Annotated in this window: 18 protein-coding genes; 13 read left to right on the top strand and 5 right to left on the bottom strand. The window is 69.7% G+C overall.

The genetic code is table 11. The annotated features are described in order from the left end of the window. Positions 1-79: 79 nt before the first annotated feature. Genes CHC02_RS22015 through lpdA form a run of 4 tightly spaced genes read left to right on the top strand, consistent with a single transcriptional unit; the run spans position 80 to position 5,045 of the window. Complete coding sequence (locus tag CHC02_RS22015) at positions 80-1,312, top strand: 3-methyl-2-oxobutanoate dehydrogenase (2-methylpropanoyl-transferring) subunit alpha (protein ID WP_089393537.1); 1,233 nt, start codon at positions 80-82, stop codon at positions 1,310-1,312. After that, the gene (locus CHC02_RS22020; RefSeq protein WP_089393538.1) at positions 1,309-2,361 is read left to right on the top strand and encodes an alpha-ketoacid dehydrogenase subunit beta; all 1,053 of its coding nucleotides are present in this window, start codon (positions 1,309-1,311) and stop codon (positions 2,359-2,361) included. Before CHC02_RS22015 ends, CHC02_RS22020 begins: the two co-directional genes overlap by 4 nt. Next, on the top strand, positions 2,362-3,633 hold the full coding sequence (locus CHC02_RS22025) for a dihydrolipoamide acetyltransferase family protein (RefSeq protein WP_089393539.1): 1,272 nt from the start codon (positions 2,362-2,364) through the stop codon (positions 3,631-3,633). Positions 3,634-3,638: 5 nt separating this feature from the next. Next, positions 3,639-5,045, top strand: a complete 1,407-nt coding sequence (lpdA, locus tag CHC02_RS22030) for a dihydrolipoyl dehydrogenase (RefSeq protein WP_089393540.1) — start codon at positions 3,639-3,641, stop codon at positions 5,043-5,045. Between the two features lie 128 nt (positions 5,046-5,173). Here lpdA and CHC02_RS22035 read toward each other — a convergent pair whose 3' ends face one another. Next, positions 5,174-5,476, bottom strand: coding sequence for a helix-turn-helix domain-containing protein (locus CHC02_RS22035; RefSeq protein ID WP_089393541.1), 303 nt, complete (start codon positions 5,474-5,476; stop codon positions 5,174-5,176). Between the two features lie 387 nt (positions 5,477-5,863). On the opposite strand from CHC02_RS22035, the gene CHC02_RS22040 reads away from it, so the two are divergent. From CHC02_RS22040 to CHC02_RS22055, 4 genes are all read left to right on the top strand, one after another. Further along, the gene (locus CHC02_RS22040; protein WP_089393542.1) at positions 5,864-7,633 is read left to right on the top strand and encodes an FAD-dependent oxidoreductase; all 1,770 of its coding nucleotides are present in this window, start codon (positions 5,864-5,866) and stop codon (positions 7,631-7,633) included. Next, positions 7,600-8,439, top strand: coding sequence for an aldo/keto reductase (locus CHC02_RS22045; RefSeq protein WP_089393543.1), 840 nt, complete (start codon positions 7,600-7,602; stop codon positions 8,437-8,439). The genes CHC02_RS22040 and CHC02_RS22045 overlap by 34 nt, the downstream gene beginning before the upstream one ends. A 193-nt stretch (positions 8,440-8,632) precedes the next feature. Then, the gene (gene aroQ, locus CHC02_RS22050; protein ID WP_089393544.1) at positions 8,633-9,073 is read left to right on the top strand and encodes a type II 3-dehydroquinate dehydratase; all 441 of its coding nucleotides are present in this window, start codon (positions 8,633-8,635) and stop codon (positions 9,071-9,073) included. A 4-nt stretch (positions 9,074-9,077) separates the two neighbouring features. After that, entirely contained in the window at positions 9,078-9,929 is an 852-nt protein-coding gene (locus tag CHC02_RS22055) for a shikimate dehydrogenase (RefSeq protein ID WP_089393545.1), read from the top strand. 394 nt (positions 9,930-10,323) lie between these two features. On the opposite strand, the gene CHC02_RS22060 is transcribed toward CHC02_RS22055, so the two are convergent. Further along, positions 10,324-11,067 (bottom strand): sulfite exporter TauE/SafE family protein, encoded by a 744-nt coding sequence (locus CHC02_RS22060; RefSeq protein ID WP_089393546.1) that lies wholly within the window; start codon positions 11,065-11,067, stop codon positions 10,324-10,326. 83 nt (positions 11,068-11,150) lie between these two features. Continuing rightward, on the bottom strand, positions 11,151-11,921 hold the full coding sequence (locus tag CHC02_RS22065; protein ID WP_089393547.1) for an IclR family transcriptional regulator domain-containing protein: 771 nt from the start codon (positions 11,919-11,921) through the stop codon (positions 11,151-11,153). 150 nt (positions 11,922-12,071) lie between these two features. Here CHC02_RS22065 and CHC02_RS22070 point away from each other — a divergent pair, with 150 nt between their 5' ends. The 4 genes from CHC02_RS22070 (at position 12,072) to CHC02_RS22085 (ending at position 16,728) form a co-directional block, all read left to right on the top strand. Then, a complete protein-coding gene (locus CHC02_RS22070) occupies positions 12,072-12,887 on the top strand; it encodes a shikimate dehydrogenase family protein (RefSeq protein WP_089393548.1) in 816 nt (271 codons plus the stop codon). Then, positions 12,884-14,614 carry an FAD-dependent oxidoreductase gene (locus CHC02_RS22075; protein ID WP_089393549.1) on the top strand — a complete coding sequence of 577 codons (1,731 nt, stop codon included), beginning with the start codon at positions 12,884-12,886 and terminating at the stop codon, positions 14,612-14,614. The genes CHC02_RS22070 and CHC02_RS22075 overlap by 4 nt, the downstream gene beginning before the upstream one ends. A gap of 2 nt (positions 14,615-14,616) precedes the next feature. Beyond that, positions 14,617-14,937: an NIPSNAP family protein gene (locus tag CHC02_RS22080; RefSeq protein ID WP_089393550.1), complete on the top strand. Its 321-nt coding sequence runs from the start codon at positions 14,617-14,619 to the stop codon at positions 14,935-14,937. Positions 14,938-15,000: 63 nt separating this feature from the next. Beyond that, on the top strand, positions 15,001-16,728 hold the full coding sequence (locus CHC02_RS22085) for an FAD-dependent oxidoreductase (protein WP_089393564.1): 1,728 nt from the start codon (positions 15,001-15,003) through the stop codon (positions 16,726-16,728). On the opposite strand, the gene CHC02_RS22090 is transcribed toward CHC02_RS22085, so the two are convergent. Then, on the bottom strand, positions 16,670-17,338 hold the full coding sequence (locus CHC02_RS22090) for a TetR/AcrR family transcriptional regulator (RefSeq protein WP_089393551.1): 669 nt from the start codon (positions 17,336-17,338) through the stop codon (positions 16,670-16,672). The genes CHC02_RS22085 and CHC02_RS22090 overlap by 59 nt on opposite strands. Positions 17,339-17,428: 90 nt before the next feature. After that, positions 17,429-19,339, bottom strand: coding sequence for a 3-dehydroshikimate dehydratase QuiC (gene quiC / locus CHC02_RS22095; RefSeq protein WP_089393552.1), 1,911 nt, complete (start codon positions 19,337-19,339; stop codon positions 17,429-17,431). Between the two features lie 529 nt (positions 19,340-19,868). Here quiC and CHC02_RS22100 point away from each other — a divergent pair. Next, positions 19,869-21,245, top strand: coding sequence for an MFS transporter (locus CHC02_RS22100; RefSeq protein ID WP_089393553.1), 1,377 nt, complete (start codon positions 19,869-19,871; stop codon positions 21,243-21,245). Positions 21,246-21,247 lie beyond the last annotated feature (2 nt).

Below are 21,247 nucleotides of genomic sequence, written 5' to 3' on the forward strand. Positions count from 1 at the left end.
AACCAGGCCAGCCGCACCCGCCGGGCACGGCGTCTTCCGTCTGCTGATCCCCACCCCCGATCACAACTGGAGACCCACCATGACCGACTACGCCCCCCTCCGCCTGCACGTCCCCGAGCCCACCGGGCGCCCGGGCTGCAAGACCGATTTCTCCTACCTGCACCTGTCCCCCGCCGGGGAAGTGCGCAAGCCCGCCGTCGACGTCGAGCCGGCGCAGACCGCCGACCTGGCCTACAGCCTGGTGCGCGTGCTCGACGACCAGGGCAACGCCCTCGGCCCCTGGGACCCGCAGCTCAGCCACGAACAGCTGCTGCGCGGCCTGCGGCTGATGCTCAAGACGCGCATCTTCGACGCCCGCATGCTCACCGCGCAGCGCCAGAAGAAGATGTCCTTCTACATGCAGTGCCTGGGTGAGGAAGCCATCGCCACCGCCCACACCATGGCCCTGCGCGACGGCGACATGTGCTTCCCCACCTATCGCCAGCAGGGCATCCTGATCACCCGCGACTACCCGCTCAAGGACATGATCTGCCAGCTGCTCTCCAACGAGCAGGACCCGCTCAAGGGCCGCCAGCTGCCGATCATGTACTCCAGCCGCGAGAAGGGCTTCTTCTCCATCTCCGGCAACCTGGCCACCCAGTTCATCCAGGCGGTGGGCTGGGGCATGGCCTCGGCGATCAAGGGCGATACCAAGATCGCCTCGGCCTGGATCGGCGACGGCGCCACCGCCGAGTCGGACTTCCACACCGCGCTGACCTTCGCCCACGTCTACCGTGCCCCGGTGATCCTCAACGTGGTCAACAACCAGTGGGCCATCTCCACCTTCCAGGCCATCGCCGGCGGCGAGGGCACCACCTTCGCCAACCGCGGCGTGGGCTGCGGCATCGCCTCGCTGCGGGTGGACGGCAACGACTTCCTGGCCGTCTACACCGCCTCGCAGTGGGCCGCCGAACGCGCCCGCCGCGGCCATGGGCCGAGCCTGATCGAGTGGGTCACCTACCGCGCCGGCCCGCACTCCACCTCGGACGACCCGTCCAAGTACCGCCCGGCCGACGACTGGACCAACTTCCCCCTCGGCGACCCCATCGCCCGCCTGAAGCAGCACCTGCTGGCCCTCGGCATCTGGAGCGAAGAACAGCACGAGGCGCTGCACAAGGAGCTGGAAGCCGAAGTGATGGCCGCGCAGAAAGAGGCCGAACGCCACGGCTCGCTGGTGGACGGCCACGTCTTCAGCGCCGCCAACCTGTTCGACGACGTCTACAAGGACCTGCCGGAGCACCTGCGCCGGCAGCGCCAGGAGCTCGGGGTATGAACGCCATGAATCCGCAACACGAGAACGCCCAGGCGCTCACCAGCATGACCATGATCCAGGCGCTGCGCTCGGCGATGGACGTGATGCTCGAACGCGACGACGACGTGGTGGTGTTCGGCCAGGACGTGGGCTACTTCGGCGGCGTGTTCCGCTGCACCGAAGGCCTGCAGAAGAAGTACGGCACCTCGCGGGTGTTCGACGCGCCGATCTCCGAGAGCGGCATCGTCGGCGCCGCCGTGGGCATGTGCGCCTACGGCCTGCGCCCGGTGGTGGAAATCCAGTTCGCCGACTACGTCTACCCGGCCACCGACCAGCTGGTGTCCGAGGCCGCGCGCATCCGCTACCGCTCGGTGGGCGACTTCGTCGTGCCCATGGTGGTGCGCATGCCCTGCGGCGGCGGCATCTACGGCGGGCAGACGCACAGCCAGAGCCCGGAGGCGATGTTCACCCAGGTCTGCGGCCTGCGCACGGTGATGCCGTCCAACCCCTACGACGCCAAGGGCCTGCTGATCGCCTGCATCGAGAACGACGACCCGGTGATCTTCCTGGAGCCCAAGCGCCTGTACAACGGCCCCTTCGACGGCCACCACGAGCGCCCGGTGACGCCCTGGTCCAAGCACCCGCAGAGCCAGGTGCCCGAAGGCTACTACCGCGTGCCGCTGGACAAGGCGGCCATCGCCCGCGCCGGCTCCGAGCTGACCGTGCTCACCTACGGCACCACCGTCTACGTGGCGCAGACCGCCGCCGAGGAAACCGGCATCGACGCCGAGATCATCGACCTGCGCAGCCTCTGGCCGCTGGACCTGGACAGCATAGTCGAATCGGTGAAGAAGACCGGCCGCTGCGTCATCGTCCACGAGGCCACCCGCACCTGCGGCTACGGCGCCGAGCTGATGTCGCTGGTGCAGGAGCACTGCTTCCACCACCTGGAAGCCCCCATCGCCCGCGTGACCGGCTGGGACACCCCCTACCCGCACGCCCAGGAATGGGACTACTTCCCCGGCCCGGCCCGCGTCGGCGCCGCCTTCAAGCGTGCCATGGAGGTCTGAATGGGCATTCACGTGATCAAGATGCCGGACATCGGGGAAGGCATCGCCGAAGTGGAACTGGTGGAATGGCACATCAAGGTCGGCGACGAGGTCCACGAGGACCAGGTGCTGGCCGAAGTGATGACCGACAAGGCCACCGTGGAAATCCCCTCGCCGGTTTCCGGCCGCATCCTCGCCCTGGGCGGCGAGCCCGGCCAGGTCATGGCCGTGGGCGGCGAACTGGTGCGCCTGGAAGTGGAAGGCGCCGGCAACCACCGCGAAGCCGCGGCCAAGCCCCATGAAAGCGCGCCCGCCGCAGAACCCGAAGCAAAAGCCCAGCCGACCAAGGAAGCCCCCCGGGCCGAGGTGAAGGCAGCCCCCGCGCCACGCCCCGCTGCCGCCACGCCGGCCCCGCGCCGCGCCCCCGGCGAGAAACCGCTGGCCTCCCCGGCGGTGCGCCAGCGCGCCCGCGACCTGGGCGTCGAGCTGCAGTTCGTGCAGGGCAGCGGCCCGGCCGGGCGCATCCTGCATGACGACCTCGACCAGTACCTGGCCCACGGCGGCGCGGTGGTCGCCTCCGGCTACGCCGCGCGCCACGACGAGCAGCAGATCCAGGTCATCGGCCTGCGCCGCAGGATCGCCCAGAAGATGGCCGAGGCCAAGCGGCGCATCCCGCACTTCAGCTACGTCGAGGAAATCGACGTCACCGACCTGGAAGCGCTGCGCGTACACCTCAACGCCAGGTACGCCGCCAGCCGCGGCAAGCTCACCCTGCTGCCCTTCATCGCCCGCGCCATGGTGGTGGCCCTGCGCGAGTTCCCGCAGCTCAACGCCCGCTACGACGACGAGGCCGAGGTCATCACCCGCTACGGCGCGGTGCACCTGGGCGTGGCCACCCAGAGCGACAGCGGCCTGATGGTGCCGGTGCTGCGCAACGCCGAATCCCGCGACCTCTGGGGCAACGCCGCGGAAGTGGCGCGCCTGGCCGAGGCCGCGCGCCACGGCAAGGCCAGCCGCGAGGAACTCTCCGGCTCGACCATCACCCTGAGCAGCCTCGGTGCCCTGGGCGGCATCGTCAGCACGCCGGTGATCAACCACCCGGAAGTGGCCATCGTCGGCGTCAACCGCATGGTCGAGCGGCCCATGGTGGTCAACGGCCAGATCGTGGTGCGCAAGATGATGAACCTGTCCTCCTCCTTCGACCACCGGGTGGTCGACGGCATGGACGCGGCGGCCTTCATCCAGGCCGTGCGCGCCCTGCTCGAACACCCCGCCACCCTGTTCCTGGAGTGACCGCCGTGAAGCACAACCAGACCCTGGAAACCACCCTGCTGGTCATCGGCGGCGGCCCCGGCGGCTACGTCGCCGCCATCCGCGCCGGGCAGCTGGGCATCCGCACCCTGCTGGTGGAAGGCGCGGCCCTGGGTGGCACCTGCCTGAACATCGGCTGCATCCCCTCCAAGGCGCTGATCCACGCCGCCGAGGAATACCTGAAAGCCCGCGAGTTCGCCGGCAAGTCCGCGCTGGGCATCAGCGTGCAGGCGCCGGCCATCGACATCCAGCGCACCGTGGAATGGAAGGACGGCATCGTCGACCGCCTCACCACCGGCGTCGCCGCCCTGCTGAAGAAGCATGGCGTGAGCGTGGTGCACGGCTGGGCGCAGATCGTCGACGGCAAGACCGTGGAAGTCGCCCTGGCCGACGGCGGCACCCAGCGCATCCACACCGAGCACCTGCTGCTGGCGGCCGGCTCGCGCTCGGTGGAACTGCCCTTCCTGCCGGTCGGCGGCAAGGTCATCTCCTCCACCGAAGCCCTGGCGCCCAAGGCCCTGCCCCGGCGCCTGGCGGTGATCGGCGGCGGCTACATCGGCCTGGAACTGGGCACCGCCTACCGCAAGCTGGGCGTGGACGTGACGGTGGTGGAAGCGCAGCCGCGCATCCTGCCGGGCTACGACGAGGAACTGACCAAGCCGGTGGCGGCAGCCCTGCGCAAGCTCGGCGTGGAGACGTACCTGAACCACAGCGTGATGGGCCTGGAACCCGACGGCAAGGGCCTGCGCCTGCGCGACGGCCAGGGCCAGCAGCGGGTGATCGAGGCCGACCAGATGCTGGTCGCCGTCGGCCGCCGGCCCAACACCGAAGGCTGGAACCTGGAGAGCCTGCACCTGGACATGGACGGCCGCGCGCTCAGGATCGACGAGCAGTGCCGTACCTCGATGCGCAACGTCTGGGCCATCGGCGACATCGCCGGCGAGCCCATGCTGGCGCACCGCGCCATGGCCCAGGGCGAGATGGTCGCCGAACTCATTGCCGGCAAGCGCCGCGCCTTCACCCCCGCGGCCATTCCGGCGGTGTGCTTCACCGACCCGGAAGTGGTGGTGGTCGGCCTCACCCCGGACCAGGCCAGGGCCGCCGGGCACGAGGTGCTGACGGCGAACTTCCCGTTCGCCGCCAACGGCCGCGCCATGACCCTGGAAGCCCACGACGGCTTCGTCCGCGTGGTGGCCCGCGCGGACAACCACCTCATCCTCGGCTGGCAGGCGGTGGGCAAGGCGGTCTCGGAACTGTCCACGGCCTTCGTCCAGTCCATCGAGATGGGCGCCTGCCTGGAAGACATCGCCGGCACCATCCACGCCCACCCGACCCTCGGCGAAGCGGTGCAGGAAGCCGCCCTGCGCGCCCTGGGGCACGCGTTGCATATCTGAGCCCCAGGGTATCCCGCAGACGCCCAACGGCCCCCTCTCCCTTCGGGGAGAGGGGGCTTGTCCGTGCAGCGGAGAAGTCTGATGTTAGCTGGTAACGCCGCTCGACCGGGGACGCCCAAGTGCCTTTATCAGAGAATCGCCTGCAAACCCTTGTCGGCAATGACATTGAGCAGTTTGAGCGCAGGCCCCGTCGGATGGGTTTCGCCTTGCTCCCACTTGCGCACGGTCGAAGCAGTGGTGTGCAGGTGAAGCGCGAACACCGGCTGGCTGAATTTCAGCCCTTCGCGAAGGCGTTTGATGTCGGCAGCACTGAACTCCCGTACCGGCGGCGGGCAGATCGTGTCGAACTCGCGCATCGTCACCTTGCTGATCGCGCCCGCCTCATGGAGAACAGCCAGGTCGCCACGTAGCGACTCAATGATCTTGCTCACAATGCACCTCCACTAATACTTGTGCCTAGCCGCCGTGGTGCCCGCCATAAGTCATGACGGCCGAACCCTAGCGAGAGCAACTCGGGGGCAACAATCCGAAGTAGCGCAGACTCACGCCCGAGCGTTCCCGGTTTTCAGAGAAGACGGGAAACCTCTGTAGGAGCGAGCTTGCTCGCGAACAGCGGTGCCAAGCCTTGCTCCGGAGTGGAGCCGAAGTCCGTAACCCTCTCCCCAGCCCTCGGCTGCGCGCCCCGATGAATGATGGGTATCGCTTCGCCCCCCGGCCGATTATCGACCAGTAGTTACTCCCGACAGCTTGCCTTCTCTCCGCCCCAAACAAGATTATGGAACCAGGTTCCAAAAACAATCTCGCGGAGTCCCCTGCCCATGTCCCCTGCCTCGAACCTCCCACCCACCGATTGCGACCTCCTGGTGGTCGGCTCCGGCGCCGCCGGCCTGGCCGCCGCGGTCACTGCCGCCTGGCATGGCCAGAAGGTCATCCTGGTGGAGAAGGAAGCGGTGTTCGGCGGCGCCACCGCCTGGTCCGGCGGCTGGGCCTGGGTGCCGCGCAACCCGCTGGCGCGCCGCGCCGGCATCGTCGAGGACATCGAGCAGCCGCGCACCTACCTGCGCAACGAGCTGGGCGAGCACTACGACGCCGCGCGGGTGGACGCCTTCCTCGAAGCCGCGCCGCACATGGTGGCCTTCTTCGAGCAGCACACCCGTCTGCAGTTCGCCGACGGCAACGGCATCCCCGACATGCATGGCGACACTCCCGGCGCCGCCACCGGCGGGCACCAGGTGATAGCCGCGCCCTACGACGCCCGCGAGGTCGGCGACCTGCTGCCGCGCCTGCGCAGGACAATGCGCGAAACCTCCTTCCTCGGCATGCCGATCATGGCCGGCGCCGACCTGGCCGCCTTCCTCAACATGACCCGCTCGCCCCGCGCCTTCGTCCACGTGGCCAGGCGCGTGCTCGCCCACTTCTACCACCTGGCCCGCTACGGCCGTGCCATGCACCTGGTCAACGGCGTGGCCCTGGTGGCGCGCCTGGCCAGGTCGGCCGAGGACCTGGGCGTGCGCCTGATGGAATCCTGCCCGGCCAGGCGCCTGCTGCTGGAGGACGGCGCCGTGCGCGGCGCAGTGGTGCAGACGCCGCGCGGCGAACTGGAAATCCGCGCCAAAGCCGTGGTGCTGGCGGCCGGCGGCTTCCCCAACGACGCCGAGCGCCGCCGCCAGCTGTTCCCCCGCGACGCCAGCGGCCACGACAACCTGGCCCTGCCGCCGGAATCCTGCTCCGGCGACGGCCTGCGCCTGGGCGAAGCCGCCGGCGGCAGCGTCGAGACGAACCTGCGCTCGCCGGTGGCCTGGGCCCCGGTGTCGAAGGTGGCGCACCGCGACGGCAGCGTCGGCCACTTCCCGCACATCATCGAGCGCGGCAAGCCCGGAATCATCGGCGTGCTGGCCAACGGCAGGCGCTTCGTCAACGAGGCCCACGGCTACTACGACTACGTCAGCGCGATGATCGCTGCCCTGCCGGAAGACCAGGAAGCCTGCTCCTGGCTGGTCTGCGACCACCGCTTCCTGCGCCGCTACGGCCTGGGCTACGTGCGCCCGGCGCCGCTGCCCATCGGCGCGCACCTGCGCAGCGGCTACCTCAGGCGCGGCGCGACCATCGAGCAACTGGCACAGGTCTGCGGCATCGACCCGCAGGGCCTGGCCGCCACCGTCGCCGAGTACAACCGCCACGCCCGCAACGGCGAGGACCCGGCCTTCGGCCGCGGCAGCACGGCCTTCAACCGCAAGCAGGGCGATGCGGCCAACCCCGGCCCCAACCCGTGCGTCGCCCCCATCGAGCACGGCCCCTTCTACGCGGTCAAAGTGCAACCCGGCTGCTTCGGCACCTTCGCCGGGCTGAAGACCGACGGCCAGGCCCGCGTACTCGGCGCCGACGGTGAGCCCATCCCCGGCCTGTACGCCGCCGGCACCGACATGGCCAGCGTGTTCGGCGGCCACTACCCCTCCGGCGGCATCAACCTCGGCCCGGCGCTGACCTTCGGCTACGTCGCCGGCCGCCATGCCGCCGGCGCCCACGACTACGAACCCCAAGCAGGAGCCACCCCATGCAAGCACGCATCCGCAACCGCCACGGCCTGAACCTGCCCAGGCTCGGCCTGGGCACCTGGCCGATGACCGGCGCCGAGTGCACCGCCGCCGTGCTCCAGGCCCTGGAGCTGGGCTACCGGCACATCGACACGGCAGCCGGCTACCACAACGAGGATGCCGTCGGCCAGGCGCTGGCCGACAGCGCCCTGCCCCGCGAGGACATCCACGTCACCAGCAAGGTCTGGTGGGACCGCCTGGCCCCGGCCGACCTCGCCCAGTCCCTGGACGACAGCCTGCGCGCGCTGCGCAGCGACTACCTGGACCTGTTCATGATCCACTGGCCGGGCCGCAACGGCAGCCTGGCCGGCGACGACCTCAAGCGCAGCGTCGAGGCCCTGGTGGCCGCCCGCGACAGCGGCAAGGCGCGCGCCATCGGCGTGGCCAACTTCCCCCTGGCGCTGCTGCGCGAGACCGTGGAAACCCTGGGCGCGCCGCTGGCGGCCATCCAGGTGGAGTACCACCTGATGCTCGACCAGCAGCCACTGCTGGACTACGCCCGCGCCCACGACATGGCCCTCACCGCCTACACCCCGCTGGGCCGCGGGCGCATGCTGGAAGAGCCGGCGATCCAGGCCATCGCCCGGCGCCACGGCGTGCTGCCCAGCCAGGTGGCCCTGGCCTGGCTGCTGGAGCAGGACGGCGTGGCCGCCATTCCCAAGGCCGCCAGCCTGGCCAACCAGAGCTCCAACCTCGCCGCCCTCGACCTGCGCCTGGACGACGAGGACCGCGCGCAGATCGCCGCCCTGCCGAAGAACGTCCGCCTGGTCAGCCCGGAATTCGCCCCGCAATGGGACTGACCGTTCGCTGATCGCACACTTCCGCGCTCCCCTCCTTCCGTCCGGCCCGGCCAGAAACCGCGCCGGGCCTTGCCGCGCCTGGCTTCCAGGGCTTTCGACAGGCGTCGCGGGGGTCGATTGACGAAAGTAACTGCTTAGTACATTTTCTGATGACCGCACTCCAGCGGCGACAAGACCTACAAGAGACACCCGCATGCCCCTCCCGATCCTGATCCTCAACGGCCCCAACCTGAACCTGCTCGGCACCCGCGAACCAGCCACCTACGGCCATGAGACGCTGGCCGACGTCGAGGCGCTGTGCCACGCCCGCGCCAACGAACTGGGCCTGCAGGTGGACTTCAAGCAGACCAACCACGAGGGCCAGTTGATCGACTGGATCCACGAGGCCCGCGGCCGTTGCGCCGGCATCGTCATCAACCCGGCGGCCTGGACGCACACCTCGGTGGCCATCCGCGACGCCCTCGCCGCCGTGGAGCTGCCGGTGATCGAAGTGCACCTGTCCAACGTGCACAAGCGCGAGGAATTCCGCCACCACTCCTTCGTCTCGGGCATCGCCGTGGGCGTGCTGGCCGGCTTCGGCAGCAACGGCTACCGCCTGGCCCTCGACCACTTCGCCCACCTGCAGCGGGGTTGACGCCATGAGCCAGAAAGCCTCCATCCTCGCCGGCCTGATCGGCGCCGGCATCCAGGCCTCGCGCACCCCCGCCCTGCACGAGCACGAAGGCGACGCCCAGGGCCTGCGTTATCTGTACCGGCTGATCGACCTGGACCAGTTGAAGCTGAACCTGGACGCCCTGCCCGAACTGCTCGACGGCGCCCAGCGCCTGGGCTTCACCGGGCTGAACATCACCTTCCCGTGCAAGCAGGCGATCATCCCGCTGCTGGACGAGCTGTCCGAGGAAGCGCGCGGCATAGGCGCGGTGAACACCGTGGTGCTGAAGGACGGCAAGCGCGTCGGCCACAACACCGACTGCCTGGGCTTCGCCGAAGGCTTCCGGCGCGGCCTGGCGGACGTGAAGCGCAACCGCGTGGTGCAACTGGGTGCCGGCGGTGCTGGCGCGGCGGTAGCCCACGCACTGCTCAGCGAAGGCGTGGAACAACTGAGCGTCTACGAGGTGGACGCCAGCCGCGCCCAGGCCCTGGTGGACAACCTCAACGCCCACTTCGGCAACGGCCGCGCCCTGCTCTGCGAGGACCTGCCGGCCGCCATGGCGGTGGCCGACGGCCTGGTCAACACCACCCCGGTGGGCATGGCCAAGCTGCCCGGCACGCCGTTGCCGGTGGAGCTGCTGCGCGCCGAGCTGTGGGTGGCGGAGATCATCTACTTCCCGCTGGAAACCGAACTGCTGCGCCATGCCCGCAGCCTCGGCTGCCGCACCCTCGACGGCGGCACCATGGCGGTGTTCCAGGCGGTGAAGGCCTTCGAACTCTTCAGCGGCCGCCCGGCCGATGCACAGCGCATGCAGGCCCACTTCCGCAGCCTGGATTGAGCGTAGGGCGTATGACCGTTCGCGGTTATACGCTGCTACACCTGGCGGAGCCCTGTTCTACAGCCAGCGGGCGCTCGACCATGGTCAGGCGGCGGATAACGCGGAGCGTTATTCGCCCTACGCTCCTTGGGTCCATGGTGTTTGCGTTGAAGAGCGCCCTCTCCCTGAAGGGAGAGGGGACCGTTGGGCAGAGTTGGATGTCATGGTGTTAGCCGGCAATCTCGGCGATATCAGGCTGAAACCATCACTTATCTCGGCACGGACTAGCCCCCTCTCCCTTCAGGGCGGGGCGCGCAGCCGAGGGCTGGGGAGAGGGTTGCGGACGCCACCCCAGCTCCGGAGTCAAACCTGACGCCATTGTTCGCGAGCAAGCTCGCTCCTACGAAAAGCGCCCCTATCCCTGCCAGTTCTCCCATAGCAGCTGCACCCCGGTCGCCAGCAGCCCCAGCCGCGCGATGCGGTAGAACCACAGATGGTTGACCTTGTCCTGCAGCCAGATGCCCAGCCACACGCCCAGCACCACGATGGGCGCCAGCAGCAGGCTGGTGCCCAGGTTGTGCCAGGTGAACTGGCCGAGCAGCGCGTAGGGCACCAGCTTGATGGCGTTGGTCAGCAGGAAGAAGCAGTTCACCGTGGCGATGTAGCGCACCTTCTCCAGTTGCTGCGGCAGCAGGTACATCATCACCGGCGGGCCGCCGGCGTGGGCGACGAAACTGGTGAAGCCGGCGATGCCCGAGAGCACCACGCCCTTGCCTACCGCCGCCGGCTTCGGCTGGGCCGCGGCGCGGGACACCAGGGCGTTGAGCAGCACGAAGGCGATGGCGATGCCGCCGATCAGCAGGGCGATGAAGCGCTCGCTGAGCAGGCCGAAGCTCAGCGCGCCCACCGCCACGCCCAGCAGCGCGCCGGGCAGCATGATCTTCAGGTTGCGCACGTCCCACTTGCCGTAGAAGCGGCGCAGGCCGGTGACGTCGGCCATGCAGAGGATCGGCAGCATCAGCGCGGCGGCCTGGGTCGGCGGCATGGCCAGGGCCATCAGCGGCACGGCGATGCCGCCCAGGGCGCCGCCGAAGCCGCCCTTGGAGACGCCGGTGAGCAGCACGGCGGGGATCGCCACCAGGAGGAATTCGAGGGTCATCGTGGAACTCGTCGGCAAGCGGAGCCGCCGATTATGCCGCGTCGGCGCGTCTGCGCCAGGCCTTTGGGGCGATCAGCACCCGCTCAGTCCAGCACCGGGCGCAGCAGCGCCTGGGCCTCGTACAGCGCCGGCAGGTAGCGCAGGCGCATCTCGTCCAGGCCCAGGCGCGAGGCGTGGGTGGTGATCGCCAGGCTGGCGCGCAGGCGCCCGCTGCGGTCCGGCAGCGGCACGCCGATCACCCGCATGCCGATCTCGTACTCCTGGTCCACCAGGCAGTAGCCCTGCTGGGCGACCTTGGTTATTTCCGCCTTCAATGCCGCCAGGTCCGTCAGCGTATAGGGCGTCAGCGCCCGTGGCGGGTTGCGCTCGAAGTAGGCATCCAGCGCCTGCTCATCCAGCGCCGCCAGCCACAGGCGGCCGCTGGCGGTGCAGTACATGGGCACCCGCGAGCCGGGGCGGATCGACAGCGAGGCGATGTGGCTGTAGCGGCTTCGCACCACGTGGACGATCTCGTCGCCGTCGCGGGTGCCCACCGAGACGTGCTCCTGGGTCTGCCGCGCCACCTGCTCGACGATCGGCCGCAGCATGCGCGGCAGCTGCGCCGAGTCCACGTAGGCCTGGCCGATGCGCAGGGCCTTGGGCGTCAGCCAGTAGTGGCGGCTGTCGGTCTCGGCGAAGCCCTCGTGCACCAGCGTCAGCAGGAAGCGCCGCGCGGCACTGGGCGTGAGGCCCGACAGGCGCGCCGCCTCGGGCACGCTCAGGCGCGGGCGCTCGGCGCTGAACAGCTGCATCAGCGCCAGGCCCTTCTGCAGGCCGGCGATCAGGTCGCGGGGGTGGACGCCGGGGGTTTCCAAGGTACGGGCTCCGGGTAATTCGGCCGAATATTGCGATTATCGCATTACCACTGCGAATAGCGCACTAAAGCGCCGTCAATCGCATTGAGCGCAAGAGCCCGCCGCCGCACCCTGGCCAGCAGAACAACGCCAAGAACCCTGGAGGTCAGCATGATTCGTGGTTCGACCGAACTGGTCGCCATCCTCGGTACGCCCATCGCTCAGGTGAAATCGCCGGAGAACTTCAACACCTGGTTCGCCCACAACGGCCAGGACCTCGCGATGATCGCCATCGACCTGGGCGCCGATGCCCTGGATGCCTTCGTCGCCACCCTGCGTGGCTGGCACAACCTGCGCGGCTGCGTGGTCACCGTGCCCTACAAGCAGGCCCTGGCGCCGCGCCTGGACGGCCTGAGCGCCCGCGCCGAGGCGCTGGGCTCGGTCAACGTGATCCGCCGCGAGCGCGACGGCCGCCTGCTGGGCGACAACGTCGACGGCGCCGGCTTCCTCAACGCCGCCCGGCGCCATGGCCTGCAACCCGCCAGCAAACGCGCGCTGGTGGTCGGCGCCGGCGGCGTCGGCAGCGCCATCGCCTATGCGCTGTGCGAAGCCGGCATCGGCGAGTTGCGGCTGCGCGACCTCGACCAGGTCCGCGCCGGCGCGCTGGCCGAACGCCTGGGCGCCCTCTTCCCGGACGTGCGCATCGGCGTCGGCGGCGACGACATCGCCAGCCTCGACCTGCTGGTCAACGCCTCCCCCGTGGGCATGGGCGGCACCGGCGAGCTGCCGCTGCCGGGCATGCTGCTCGACGGCCTGCAGGCCCACACCCTGGTGGCCGACGTGGTCACCAAGCCCGAGATCACCCCGCTGCTGGAGCGTGCCCGCGAGGCCGGCTGCCGCATCCAGACCGGCGCCGAGATGGCCTTCGCGCAACTGGGCAACCTAGGCGCCTTCATGGGCGTCACCCCGCTGGAGATCCAGCCATGACCAGCCTCAACGCCCCGGCCTGGAGCCGCGAGTGCGATGTGCTGGTGCTGGGCAGCGGCGCCGCCGGCTTCGCCGCCGCGGCCAGCGCCGCCTGCCAGGGCCTGCGCGTGCTGATGCTGGAGAAGGCCGAGAGCTTCGGCGGCACCTCGGCCATCTCCGGCGGCGCGGTGTGGATCTACGGCACCGACCAGGCCCGCGCGGCCGGCGCGAAGGATTCCGAACAGGCCATGCGCACCTACCTGCAGCGCACCATCGGCCGGGGCTACAAGCCCGAGCTGGTGGACAGCTTCATCGGCAATGGCCACGCGGCGCTACGCTGGCTGGAGGCCAACACCGAGCTGCGCTACGCCCTGCGCCCGCATTCGCCGGACTACTACCCCGACGAGGAAGGCGGCACCGAGTTCGGCCGCGCGCTGGAGATGGTCGAGTACGACGGCCGCCGCCTGGGCGAGCGCTTCCGCGACCTGCGCATGCCGCCGCCGGGCATGCTGCTGTTCGGCGGCATGATGGTCAACCGCGTCGACATCCAGCACTTCCTCAGCTTCCGCCGCTCGCCGAAGTCGCTCTGGCACTGCCTCAAGCTGCTGGCCCGCTACGGCATCGACCGCCTCGGGCACCACCGCGGCACGCGCCTGACCACCGGCAATGCGCTGATCGCGCGCCTGGCCACCACGGCTTTCGACAAGGGCGTGGAGCTGTGGCTGAACAGCGAGGCGCAGCAACTGCTCGTCGAGAACGGTGCCGTGGTGGGCGCGCAGGTGCTGCACGAAGGCCGCATCGAACGCATCCGCGTGCATGGCGGGGTGGTCTGCGCCATGGGCGGCTTCGCCGCCGGCAAGCTGGCCGAACGCTTCCGCCCGGCGAGCGACGGCGAGCACCTGAGCATGTCGCCGGAATGCAACGACGGCGCCGCCCTGCGCCTGGGCGAAGGCGTCGGCGCGGCGGCAGGCGAAGGGCTGGCGGCGAACTTCTTCTGGGCGCCGGTCTCCGAGCTGCGCCGCGCCGACGGCAGCCGCGAGCGCTTCCCGCACCTGGTCACCGACCGCGCCAAGCCGGGCGTCATCGCGGTGAACCGGGCGGGCAAACGCTTCGTCAACGAATCCAACTCCTACCACCACTTCGTGCAGACCATGTTCGCCACGGGCAACACCGAATGCTGGCTGGTCTGCGACGCCACCGCCATGAACCGCTACGGCCTGGGCCTGGCGCGGCCCAAGCCGGTCGACAACCGCGCGCTGGTGGAAGCCGGCTACCTGTTCCGCGCCGACTCGCCGCAAGCCCTGGCCCGCGCCATCGGCGTGGACGCCGGCGGCCTGCGCCAGACCCTGGAGCGCTTCAACGCCAACGCGCGCAACGGCATCGACCCGGACTTCGCCAAGGGCGGCAACAGCTACAACCGCTACATGGGCGACCCGGACCACCGCCCCAACCCCTGCCTGGCGCCGCTGGAGAAGGCGCCCTACTACGCCATCCGCCTCCACACCGGCGACCTCGGCTCGGCCCGCGGGCTGGTCACCGACGGCCAGGCGCGGGTGCTCGACGCGGCCGGCCGGCCCATCCCCGGCCTCTACGCCGCCGGCAACGACATGAACTCGCTGATGGACGGCACCTACCCCGGCCCCGGCATCACCCTCGGCCCCGGCCTGACCTTCGCCTGGCTGGCCGCCAACCATATCGCCGCGCGCCTCGCCACGCCGGCCTCGCAACAAGCAACCCTGGAGCACTGACGATGTACTACGAACTGCGCACCTACAGCATCGACCCGCTGAAACTGGCCGACTGGCTGGCCCTCTACCACAGCCACGCCTACGCGGTGCAGACCGAGCACCTGGGCAAGCTGGTGGGCTTCTTCACCACCGAGTTCGGCGAATGCAGCCAGGTGGTGCACCTGTGGGCCTACGAGAGCCTGGACGAGCGCATGCAGCGCCGCGCCAGCATGGCCGCCGACCCGCGCTGGGCCGAGTTCGGCAAGCGCAACAGGGAGCTGGGCGCGGTGCTCAGGCTGGAGTCGCGGCTGATGAAGCCTACCGGCTTCTCCCCGCTGCAGTGAGCCCCAAGGCGCGCGGAGCCGTTCCGCGCGCCCCATGACGACAAGAGAAACCCCATGCCCACCTTGCAAACCCTCGACTGCGACCTGCTGGTGGTCGGCTCCGGCGCCGCCGGCCTGGCCGCCGCGGTCACCGCCGCGCACCATGGCCTGCGCGTGGTCGTCGCGGAAAAAGCCGCGCAACTCGGCGGCACCAGCGCCTGGTCCGGCGGCTGGCTGTGGATCCCGCGCAACCCGCTGGCCATCGCCGAAGGCTGCATCGAACCGGAGGATGCGCCGGAGCGTTACCTGAAGGCCCAGGTCCATGCCGAGCAACTGGACGAGCGCCAGGCCGCCTTCCTGCGCCACGGTCCGGAAATGGTCGACTTCTTCCAGCGCCATACCGCCGTGCGGTTCTTCTCCGGCACGCGCATGCCGGACATGCGCGACGGCGAGGGCGCCGCCCGCGGCGGCCGCTCGCTGTGCGCCCTGCCCTACGACGGCCGCGAACTCGGCCCCTGGCTGCGCCACCTGCGCGAGCCGCTGGACGTCGTCAGCCTGGCCGGCATGGGCATCGCCGGCGGCGCCGACCTGGCCAGCTTCCTCGACGCCACCCGCTCGCCCAGGGCCGCGCTCTACGTGCTCAAGCGCATCGCCCGGCACTGGTACGGGCGCCTGCGCCACGGGCGCGGCACGCAACTGGTCAACGGCAACGCCCTGGTGGCCCGCCTGCTGCGCAGCGCCCTGGACCTGAAGGTGCAACTGCTGACGCAAACGCCGATCCGCGAACTGCTCCACGAAGGCGGCCAGGTTACCGGCGCCCGCGGCGACACCCTGGAAATCCGCGCCCGCCGTGGCGTGGTCCTGGCCTGCGGCGGCTTCCCCCACGACCGCGCGCGCATCGCCCAGCTGATGCCCCACGCCCCGGACGGCTGGCAGCACCGCTCCGCCGCGCCGCCGCAGAACAGCGGCGATGGCCTGCGCCTGGGCGAAGCCGTGGGCGCCCGGGTGGCCACCGACCTGGCCCACGCCGGCGCCTGGGTGCCGGTGTCGCTGGTGCCACGCCGCGACGGCAGCGTCGGCCACTTCCCGCACCTGGTCGAACGGGCCAAGCCCGGCTTTCTCTGCGTGCGCCGCGACGGCCGGCGCTTCGCCAACGAGGCCGACTGCTACCACGACTTCATGAACGCCCTGTTCGCCGCCACGCCAGCGGGCGAGCCCCACGAGGCCTGGCTGATCGCCGACGCCCGGGCACGGCGGCGCTACGGCATCGGCTGGGTGAAGCCCTTGCCCTTCCCGGACTTGCCCTACGAGCGCCGCGGCTACCTGGTGAAGGCCCGCAGCCTGGCGCAGCTGGCGGCGCGCTGCGGCATCGACGCCGCGCAGTTGCAGGCGACGGTGAAGCGCTTCAACGAACACGCCGCCCTCGGCGAGGACGCCGATTTCCAGCGCGGCCGCTCGGCCTACAACAAGGCCCAGGGCGAAGCGCGGCAGCGGCCCAACCCGTCGCTGCGGCCCCTGGGGAAAGGCCCCTTCTATGCGGTGAAACTGCTGCCCGGCAGCCTCGGCACCTTCGCCGGGCTGCGCACCGATGCCCGCGCGCGGGTGCTGGACGGCAGCGGCGCGGCCATCGGGGGGCTGTACGCGGTGGGCAACGACATGGCCAGCGTGATGGCCGGCCACTACCCCAGCGGCGGCATCACCCTGGGGCCGGGCATGACCTTCGGCTACCTCGCCGGCCTGGAGCTGGCCGGGCTCAGCGCTGGATGTAGCGCAGCACCGCCTCGCAGATCATCTGCTTGTGGCGTTGCTTGACCTGCTCGTCGGTCAGGTCGATCTGGAAGATTTCGCCGAAGGTGTGCCGGTTGGAGATGCGGTAGAAGCAGAAGGAACTGATGAACAGGTGCAGGTCCAGCGGGTCGATGCCGTCGCGGAACAGCCCTTGTTCGGCGCCGTGGCGGAGGATCTCGGCCAGCGACAGCAGCATGTTGTTGCTCATCGAGCGGATCGCCGAGGACTTCTTCACGTACTCGCCATGGTGGATGTTCTCGATGCTGACGATGCGCACGAAGTCGACGTTGCGGTCGTGGTGGTCGAAGGCGAACTCCACGGTGCGGCGGATCGCCTCCAGTGGCGCCAGCTCCGCCAGGTGCAGCTTGTCCTCGGTGTTGCGGATGTCGCCGTAGAGCTTCTCCAGGACTTCGACGTAGAGCTGCTCCTTGCTGCCGAAGTAGTAGTAGATCATGCGCTTGGAGGTGTGCGTGCGCTCGGCGATGGCGTCCACCCGGGCGCCGGACAGGCCCTGCTGGACGAACTCGGCGATGGCCGCCTGGAGGATGCCCTCGCGGGTCTTTTCGGGATTGTTCTTGCGCCCCTTGCCGCGCACTTCCGTGACGCGGTCCAGGGGTTCGGCGAGATTCGGCATGGTTGGCTCACTGCCCTTTGGAATCCGCCGATTATGGGCCGTGGCGCGCGGCGGGGGAAGGCACCGCGCGCCGCCCTCCGCCGCGGCCCGTCAGAGCTTGGGCTTGCGCGCAGCGCCGCTGCGCGCCTGGGCCATGGCGGCCAGGCGCACGGCGACGTTGGCCGCGCCATAGCCGACGTAGCCATTCCTGCGCTGGAGTATCTCGAAGAAGAAGCGCCCCTCGAACGGCTCGGTGTAGACGTGGAACAGCTCGCCGCCCTGGGCGTCGCGGTCGTAGAGCACGTTGAAGTAGGCCAGTTCGCTGAGGAACTCGTCGTCGAAGTCGAAGCGCGCCGCCAGGTCGTCGTAGTAGTTCAGCGGGATGTCCAGCAGCGGCACCCCGGCCTCCTTGGCGCGGGTGACCTCGGCGAAGATGTCCTCGCAGGCGAAGGCGATGTGGTGCACGCCCGAGCCGCGGTAGCTGGACAGCGCGTGGGAAATGGCGGTGTTGCGGTTCTCCGAGATGTTCAGCGGCAGGCGCAGGCTGCCGCAGCGGCTGCGGATGGCGCGGCTCTTCACCAGGCCGTAGGGGTCGGGCAGGACCACCTCGTCGTCGGCCTCGAAGTCGAACAACGCCTTGTAGAACAGCACCCAACTGTCCAGGCTGTCGGCCGGCAGCGCCATGGCCATGTGGTCGATGCGCTGCAGGTTGCCGGGGGCCCGGGCCTGGGGGTCGAGGCGGAAGTCGCTGTCGTAGATGGTCTGCCCCGGCCCGCCCTGCTCCACCAGGTAGATCAGGCTGCCGTCGGGGGCGCGCACCGCGGGGACTTCGCGCTCGTTGGGGCCGACCAGGCCGCGGAACGGCTGGCCCCTGAAGGCCTGGGCGCGTTCCAGCGCGCGGTTGCCGTCGCGCACCCGCAGCGCGGTGGCGCACAGCGAGGGGCCGTGGGCCTCGAAGAAGTTGTGGGCGAAGGAGTACGGCTCGGCGTTGAGCACTATGTTGATGTCGCCCTGGCGCAGCAGGCTCACCGCCTTGGAGCGATGTTCGCCGGCGCGGGCGAAGCCGAGCTTCTCCAGCCAGCCGGAAAGGCGCGCACCGAGGTCCTCGTCCACGGCGAACTCGAGGAACTCGACGCCGTCGTAGCGGCTGGCCGGCGGCGGCGCGAAGAGGATGCCGGGGTCGCCGGCGGGCGCGGCGTCCTGCTCCAGCAGGCGGCGCGTCTTCTCCTCCAGGTAGAGCAGCGAGCGCAGGCCGTCGGCGGCGTTGGAGCGGGTCGGCGCGGCACGGAAGCCGTCATTGAAGATCTCCAGCGACAGCGGGCCCTTGTAGCCGCTGCGCAGGATGGGCGCGAGGAAACCCGCCAGGTCGAACTCGCCCTGGCCGGGGAAGCAGCGGAAGTGCCGGCTCCACTCCAGCACGTCCATGGCCAGTATCGGCGCGTCGGCCATCTGCACGAAGAAGATCTTCTCGCCGGGGATGTCGGCGATGCCGCGGGGGTCGCCCTTGATCGACAGGGTGTGGAAGCTGTCCAGCAGCACGCCCAGGGCCGGGTGGTCGGCGGCCTTCACCAGGTCCCAGACCTGCTGCCAGGTGTTGACGTGGCGGCCCCAGGCCAGGGCCTCGTAGCCAATGCGCAGGCCGCGCTTGCCGGCGCGCCCGGCCAGCTCACGGAGGTCGTCGACGAGGATGTCGCGCTCGCCCAGGGAATCGGCGGCAGTGTTGCTGCACACCAGCACCAGGTCGGTGCCCAGTTCCTGCATCAGGTCGAACTTGCGCTCGGCGCGCTCCAGGTTGCGCGCCAGGCGGTCGCGGCGGCAGCCCTCGAAGTCGCGGAAGGGCTGGAACAGGGTGATCGCAAGCCCCAGGTCGGCGCACATCTGGCGCACGTCGCGGGGGCTGCCGTCGTAGTACAGGAGGTCGTTTTCGAAGATCTCCACGCCGTCGAAGCCGGCGGCGGCGATGGCTTCGAGTTTCTCGGGCAGGGTACCGCTCAGGGAGACGGTGGCGATCGAGCGCTGCATGCTGGGGCTCCTGTGCTGCTGGCTTCTGCGAGCCATGGCCTGGCCGCCGGCTGTCGGCGACCTTCGGAAATAGCGCCAGCCGTGGGACGCACGGCTGGTCATTGGATTATTCGCAGGGTATTTTCCAGCGGCAAGGCAAATTGTACGAACCAGTTAGTTTTGTGTTCGATCAGCGAACAAAAGGCCGATCAGCGAATTGACGGTTTTTCGTCCAGTGGCCGACCATGGATTCACCGCGACACACCAGGGCCATGCCTCCCCTGGTCCGCGAGACGCCTTGCCCCATAACAATTTCAACAAGAGTCCCTGCCCATGTTGACTGCACGCCTCCCCACCGCCGCCGTCTCCAGCCCACCGCGAACGCCGGCTCGCCCCCAGCCCTGAGCCGCGCCGTCCGGCGCATTTCCGACACGGGCCCCGGCCAGGGGCCTTAGCGACGACCTCAGTGCCCCTGTTCGATCAGCGCACACGCCCCTGAAGGGCGCGGCGCCCGGGCAGGCACCGACAACAACAAGAACCGGAGACAACGATGGCGACTTCCTCCAGCTCCCAAGCCAAGAAAGCCACCGCCAGTGGCTGGATCGGCTCGGCTCTCGAGTACTACGACTTCTTCATCTACGCCCAGGCCGCGGCCCTGATCTTCCCGCAGCTGTTCTTCCCCTCCTCCGACCCGAAGATGGCCATCGTCGCGTCGCTCGCGACCTACGGCGTGGGCTACCTGGCCCGCCCGGTCGGCGCCTTCTTCCTCGGCCACTGGGGTGACACCCGCGGGCGCAAGAACGTGCTGCTGCTGTGCATGTTCATGATGGGCCTGTCGACCATGGCCGTGGGCCTGCTGCCGACCTACCACGACGTCGGCTTCCTCGCCCCGGCGCTGCTGGTGGTGCTGCGCCTGGTGCAGGGCTTCGCCGTGGCCGGGGAAATCTCCGGGGCCAGCTCGATGATCCTCGAACACGCCCCCTTCGGCCGCCGCGGCTACTTCGCCAGCTACACCCTGCAGGGCGTGCAGGCCGGCCAGGTGATGGCCGCCGCGGTGTTCCTGCCGCTGGCCTACTTCATGCCCAACGACGCCTTCAACGCCTGGGGCTGGCGGATTCCCTTCCTGCTCAGCGCCGTGGTGCTGATCGCCGGCCTGATCATCCGCCGCGAGGTGCACGAGACCCCGGCCTTCGTCAACGAGGAAGCCAGGCAGCAGGTGGCCAGGTCGCCGATCGCCGAGGCCTTCCGCAACAGCTGGAAGCAGATGCTGCTGGTCATGGTCATGTCGCTGATGAACGTGATCCCGGTGGTGGCCACCATCTTCGGCGCGGCCTACGCGGTGCAGCCGGCCTACGGCATCGGCTTCGACAAGAGCGTGTACCTGTGGATCCCGGTGGTGGGCAACATAGTCGCGGTGCTGGCCATTCCCTTCGTCGGCAACCTCTCCGACCGCATCGGCCGCCGCCCGACGATGATCGTCGGCGCCCTGGGCTCGGGCCTGCTCGCCTTCGGCTACCTGTACGCCATCAGCATCCAGAACGTGCCGCTGGCCTTCCTCATGTCGCTGCTGATGTGGGGCCTGGTGTACCAGGGCTACAACGCGGTGTTCCCGTCCTTCTACCCCGAGCTGTTCCAGACCCGCTACCGCGTCTCGGCCATGGCCATCGCGCAGAACATCGGCACCATGCTCACCGCCATGCTGCCGGCGCTGTTCGCCGCCGTCGCCCCGCCCGGCTCGGACAACATCCCGTGGGTGATCGGCAGCCTGGCCTTCCTCATCACCTGCCTGTGCGCCTTCGCCGCCTACCTGGCCCCGGAAACCCACCGCCTGCCGATGGAAGACCTGGGAAAGCCTGACGCCAAGCCGCTGGAAAAAGCCGAGTACGACAATGCGCGGCAGAACAGCCTGCGGGTGGCCAGCCACTGAAG

The sequence above is a fragment of the Pseudomonas delhiensis genome (assembly GCF_900187975.1).
GTDB lineage: Bacteria > Pseudomonadota > Gammaproteobacteria > Pseudomonadales > Pseudomonadaceae > Pseudomonas > Pseudomonas delhiensis.

What these genes read in the sequence shown, in the direction of transcription:
- CHC02_RS22015 (WP_089393537.1), top strand. Translation starts at nt 80, where the DNA reads ATGACCGACTACGCCCCCCTCCGCCTGCACGTCCCCGAGCCCACCGGG.
- CHC02_RS22020 (WP_089393538.1), top strand. Translation starts at nt 1,309, where the DNA reads ATGAACGCCATGAATCCGCAACACGAGAACGCCCAGGCGCTCACCAGC.
- CHC02_RS22025 (WP_089393539.1), top strand. Translation starts at nt 2,362, where the DNA reads ATGGGCATTCACGTGATCAAGATGCCGGACATCGGGGAAGGCATCGCC.
- CHC02_RS22040 (WP_089393542.1), top strand. Translation starts at nt 5,864, where the DNA reads ATGTCCCCTGCCTCGAACCTCCCACCCACCGATTGCGACCTCCTGGTG.
- CHC02_RS22045 (WP_089393543.1), top strand. Translation starts at nt 7,600, where the DNA reads ATGCAAGCACGCATCCGCAACCGCCACGGCCTGAACCTGCCCAGGCTC.
- aroQ (WP_089393544.1), top strand. Translation starts at nt 8,633, where the DNA reads ATGCCCCTCCCGATCCTGATCCTCAACGGCCCCAACCTGAACCTGCTC.
- CHC02_RS22055 (WP_089393545.1), top strand. Translation starts at nt 9,078, where the DNA reads ATGAGCCAGAAAGCCTCCATCCTCGCCGGCCTGATCGGCGCCGGCATC.
- CHC02_RS22060 (WP_089393546.1), bottom strand. Translation starts at nt 11,067, where the DNA reads ATGACCCTCGAATTCCTCCTGGTGGCGATCCCCGCCGTGCTGCTCACC.
- CHC02_RS22070 (WP_089393548.1), top strand. Translation starts at nt 12,072, where the DNA reads ATGATTCGTGGTTCGACCGAACTGGTCGCCATCCTCGGTACGCCCATC.
- CHC02_RS22075 (WP_089393549.1), top strand. Translation starts at nt 12,884, where the DNA reads ATGACCAGCCTCAACGCCCCGGCCTGGAGCCGCGAGTGCGATGTGCTG.
- CHC02_RS22080 (WP_089393550.1), top strand. Translation starts at nt 14,617, where the DNA reads ATGTACTACGAACTGCGCACCTACAGCATCGACCCGCTGAAACTGGCC.
- CHC02_RS22090 (WP_089393551.1), bottom strand. Translation starts at nt 17,338, where the DNA reads ATGCCGAATCTCGCCGAACCCCTGGACCGCGTCACGGAAGTGCGCGGC.
- quiC (WP_089393552.1), bottom strand. Translation starts at nt 19,339, where the DNA reads ATGCAGCGCTCGATCGCCACCGTCTCCCTGAGCGGTACCCTGCCCGAG.
- CHC02_RS22100 (WP_089393553.1), top strand. Translation starts at nt 19,869, where the DNA reads ATGGCGACTTCCTCCAGCTCCCAAGCCAAGAAAGCCACCGCCAGTGGC.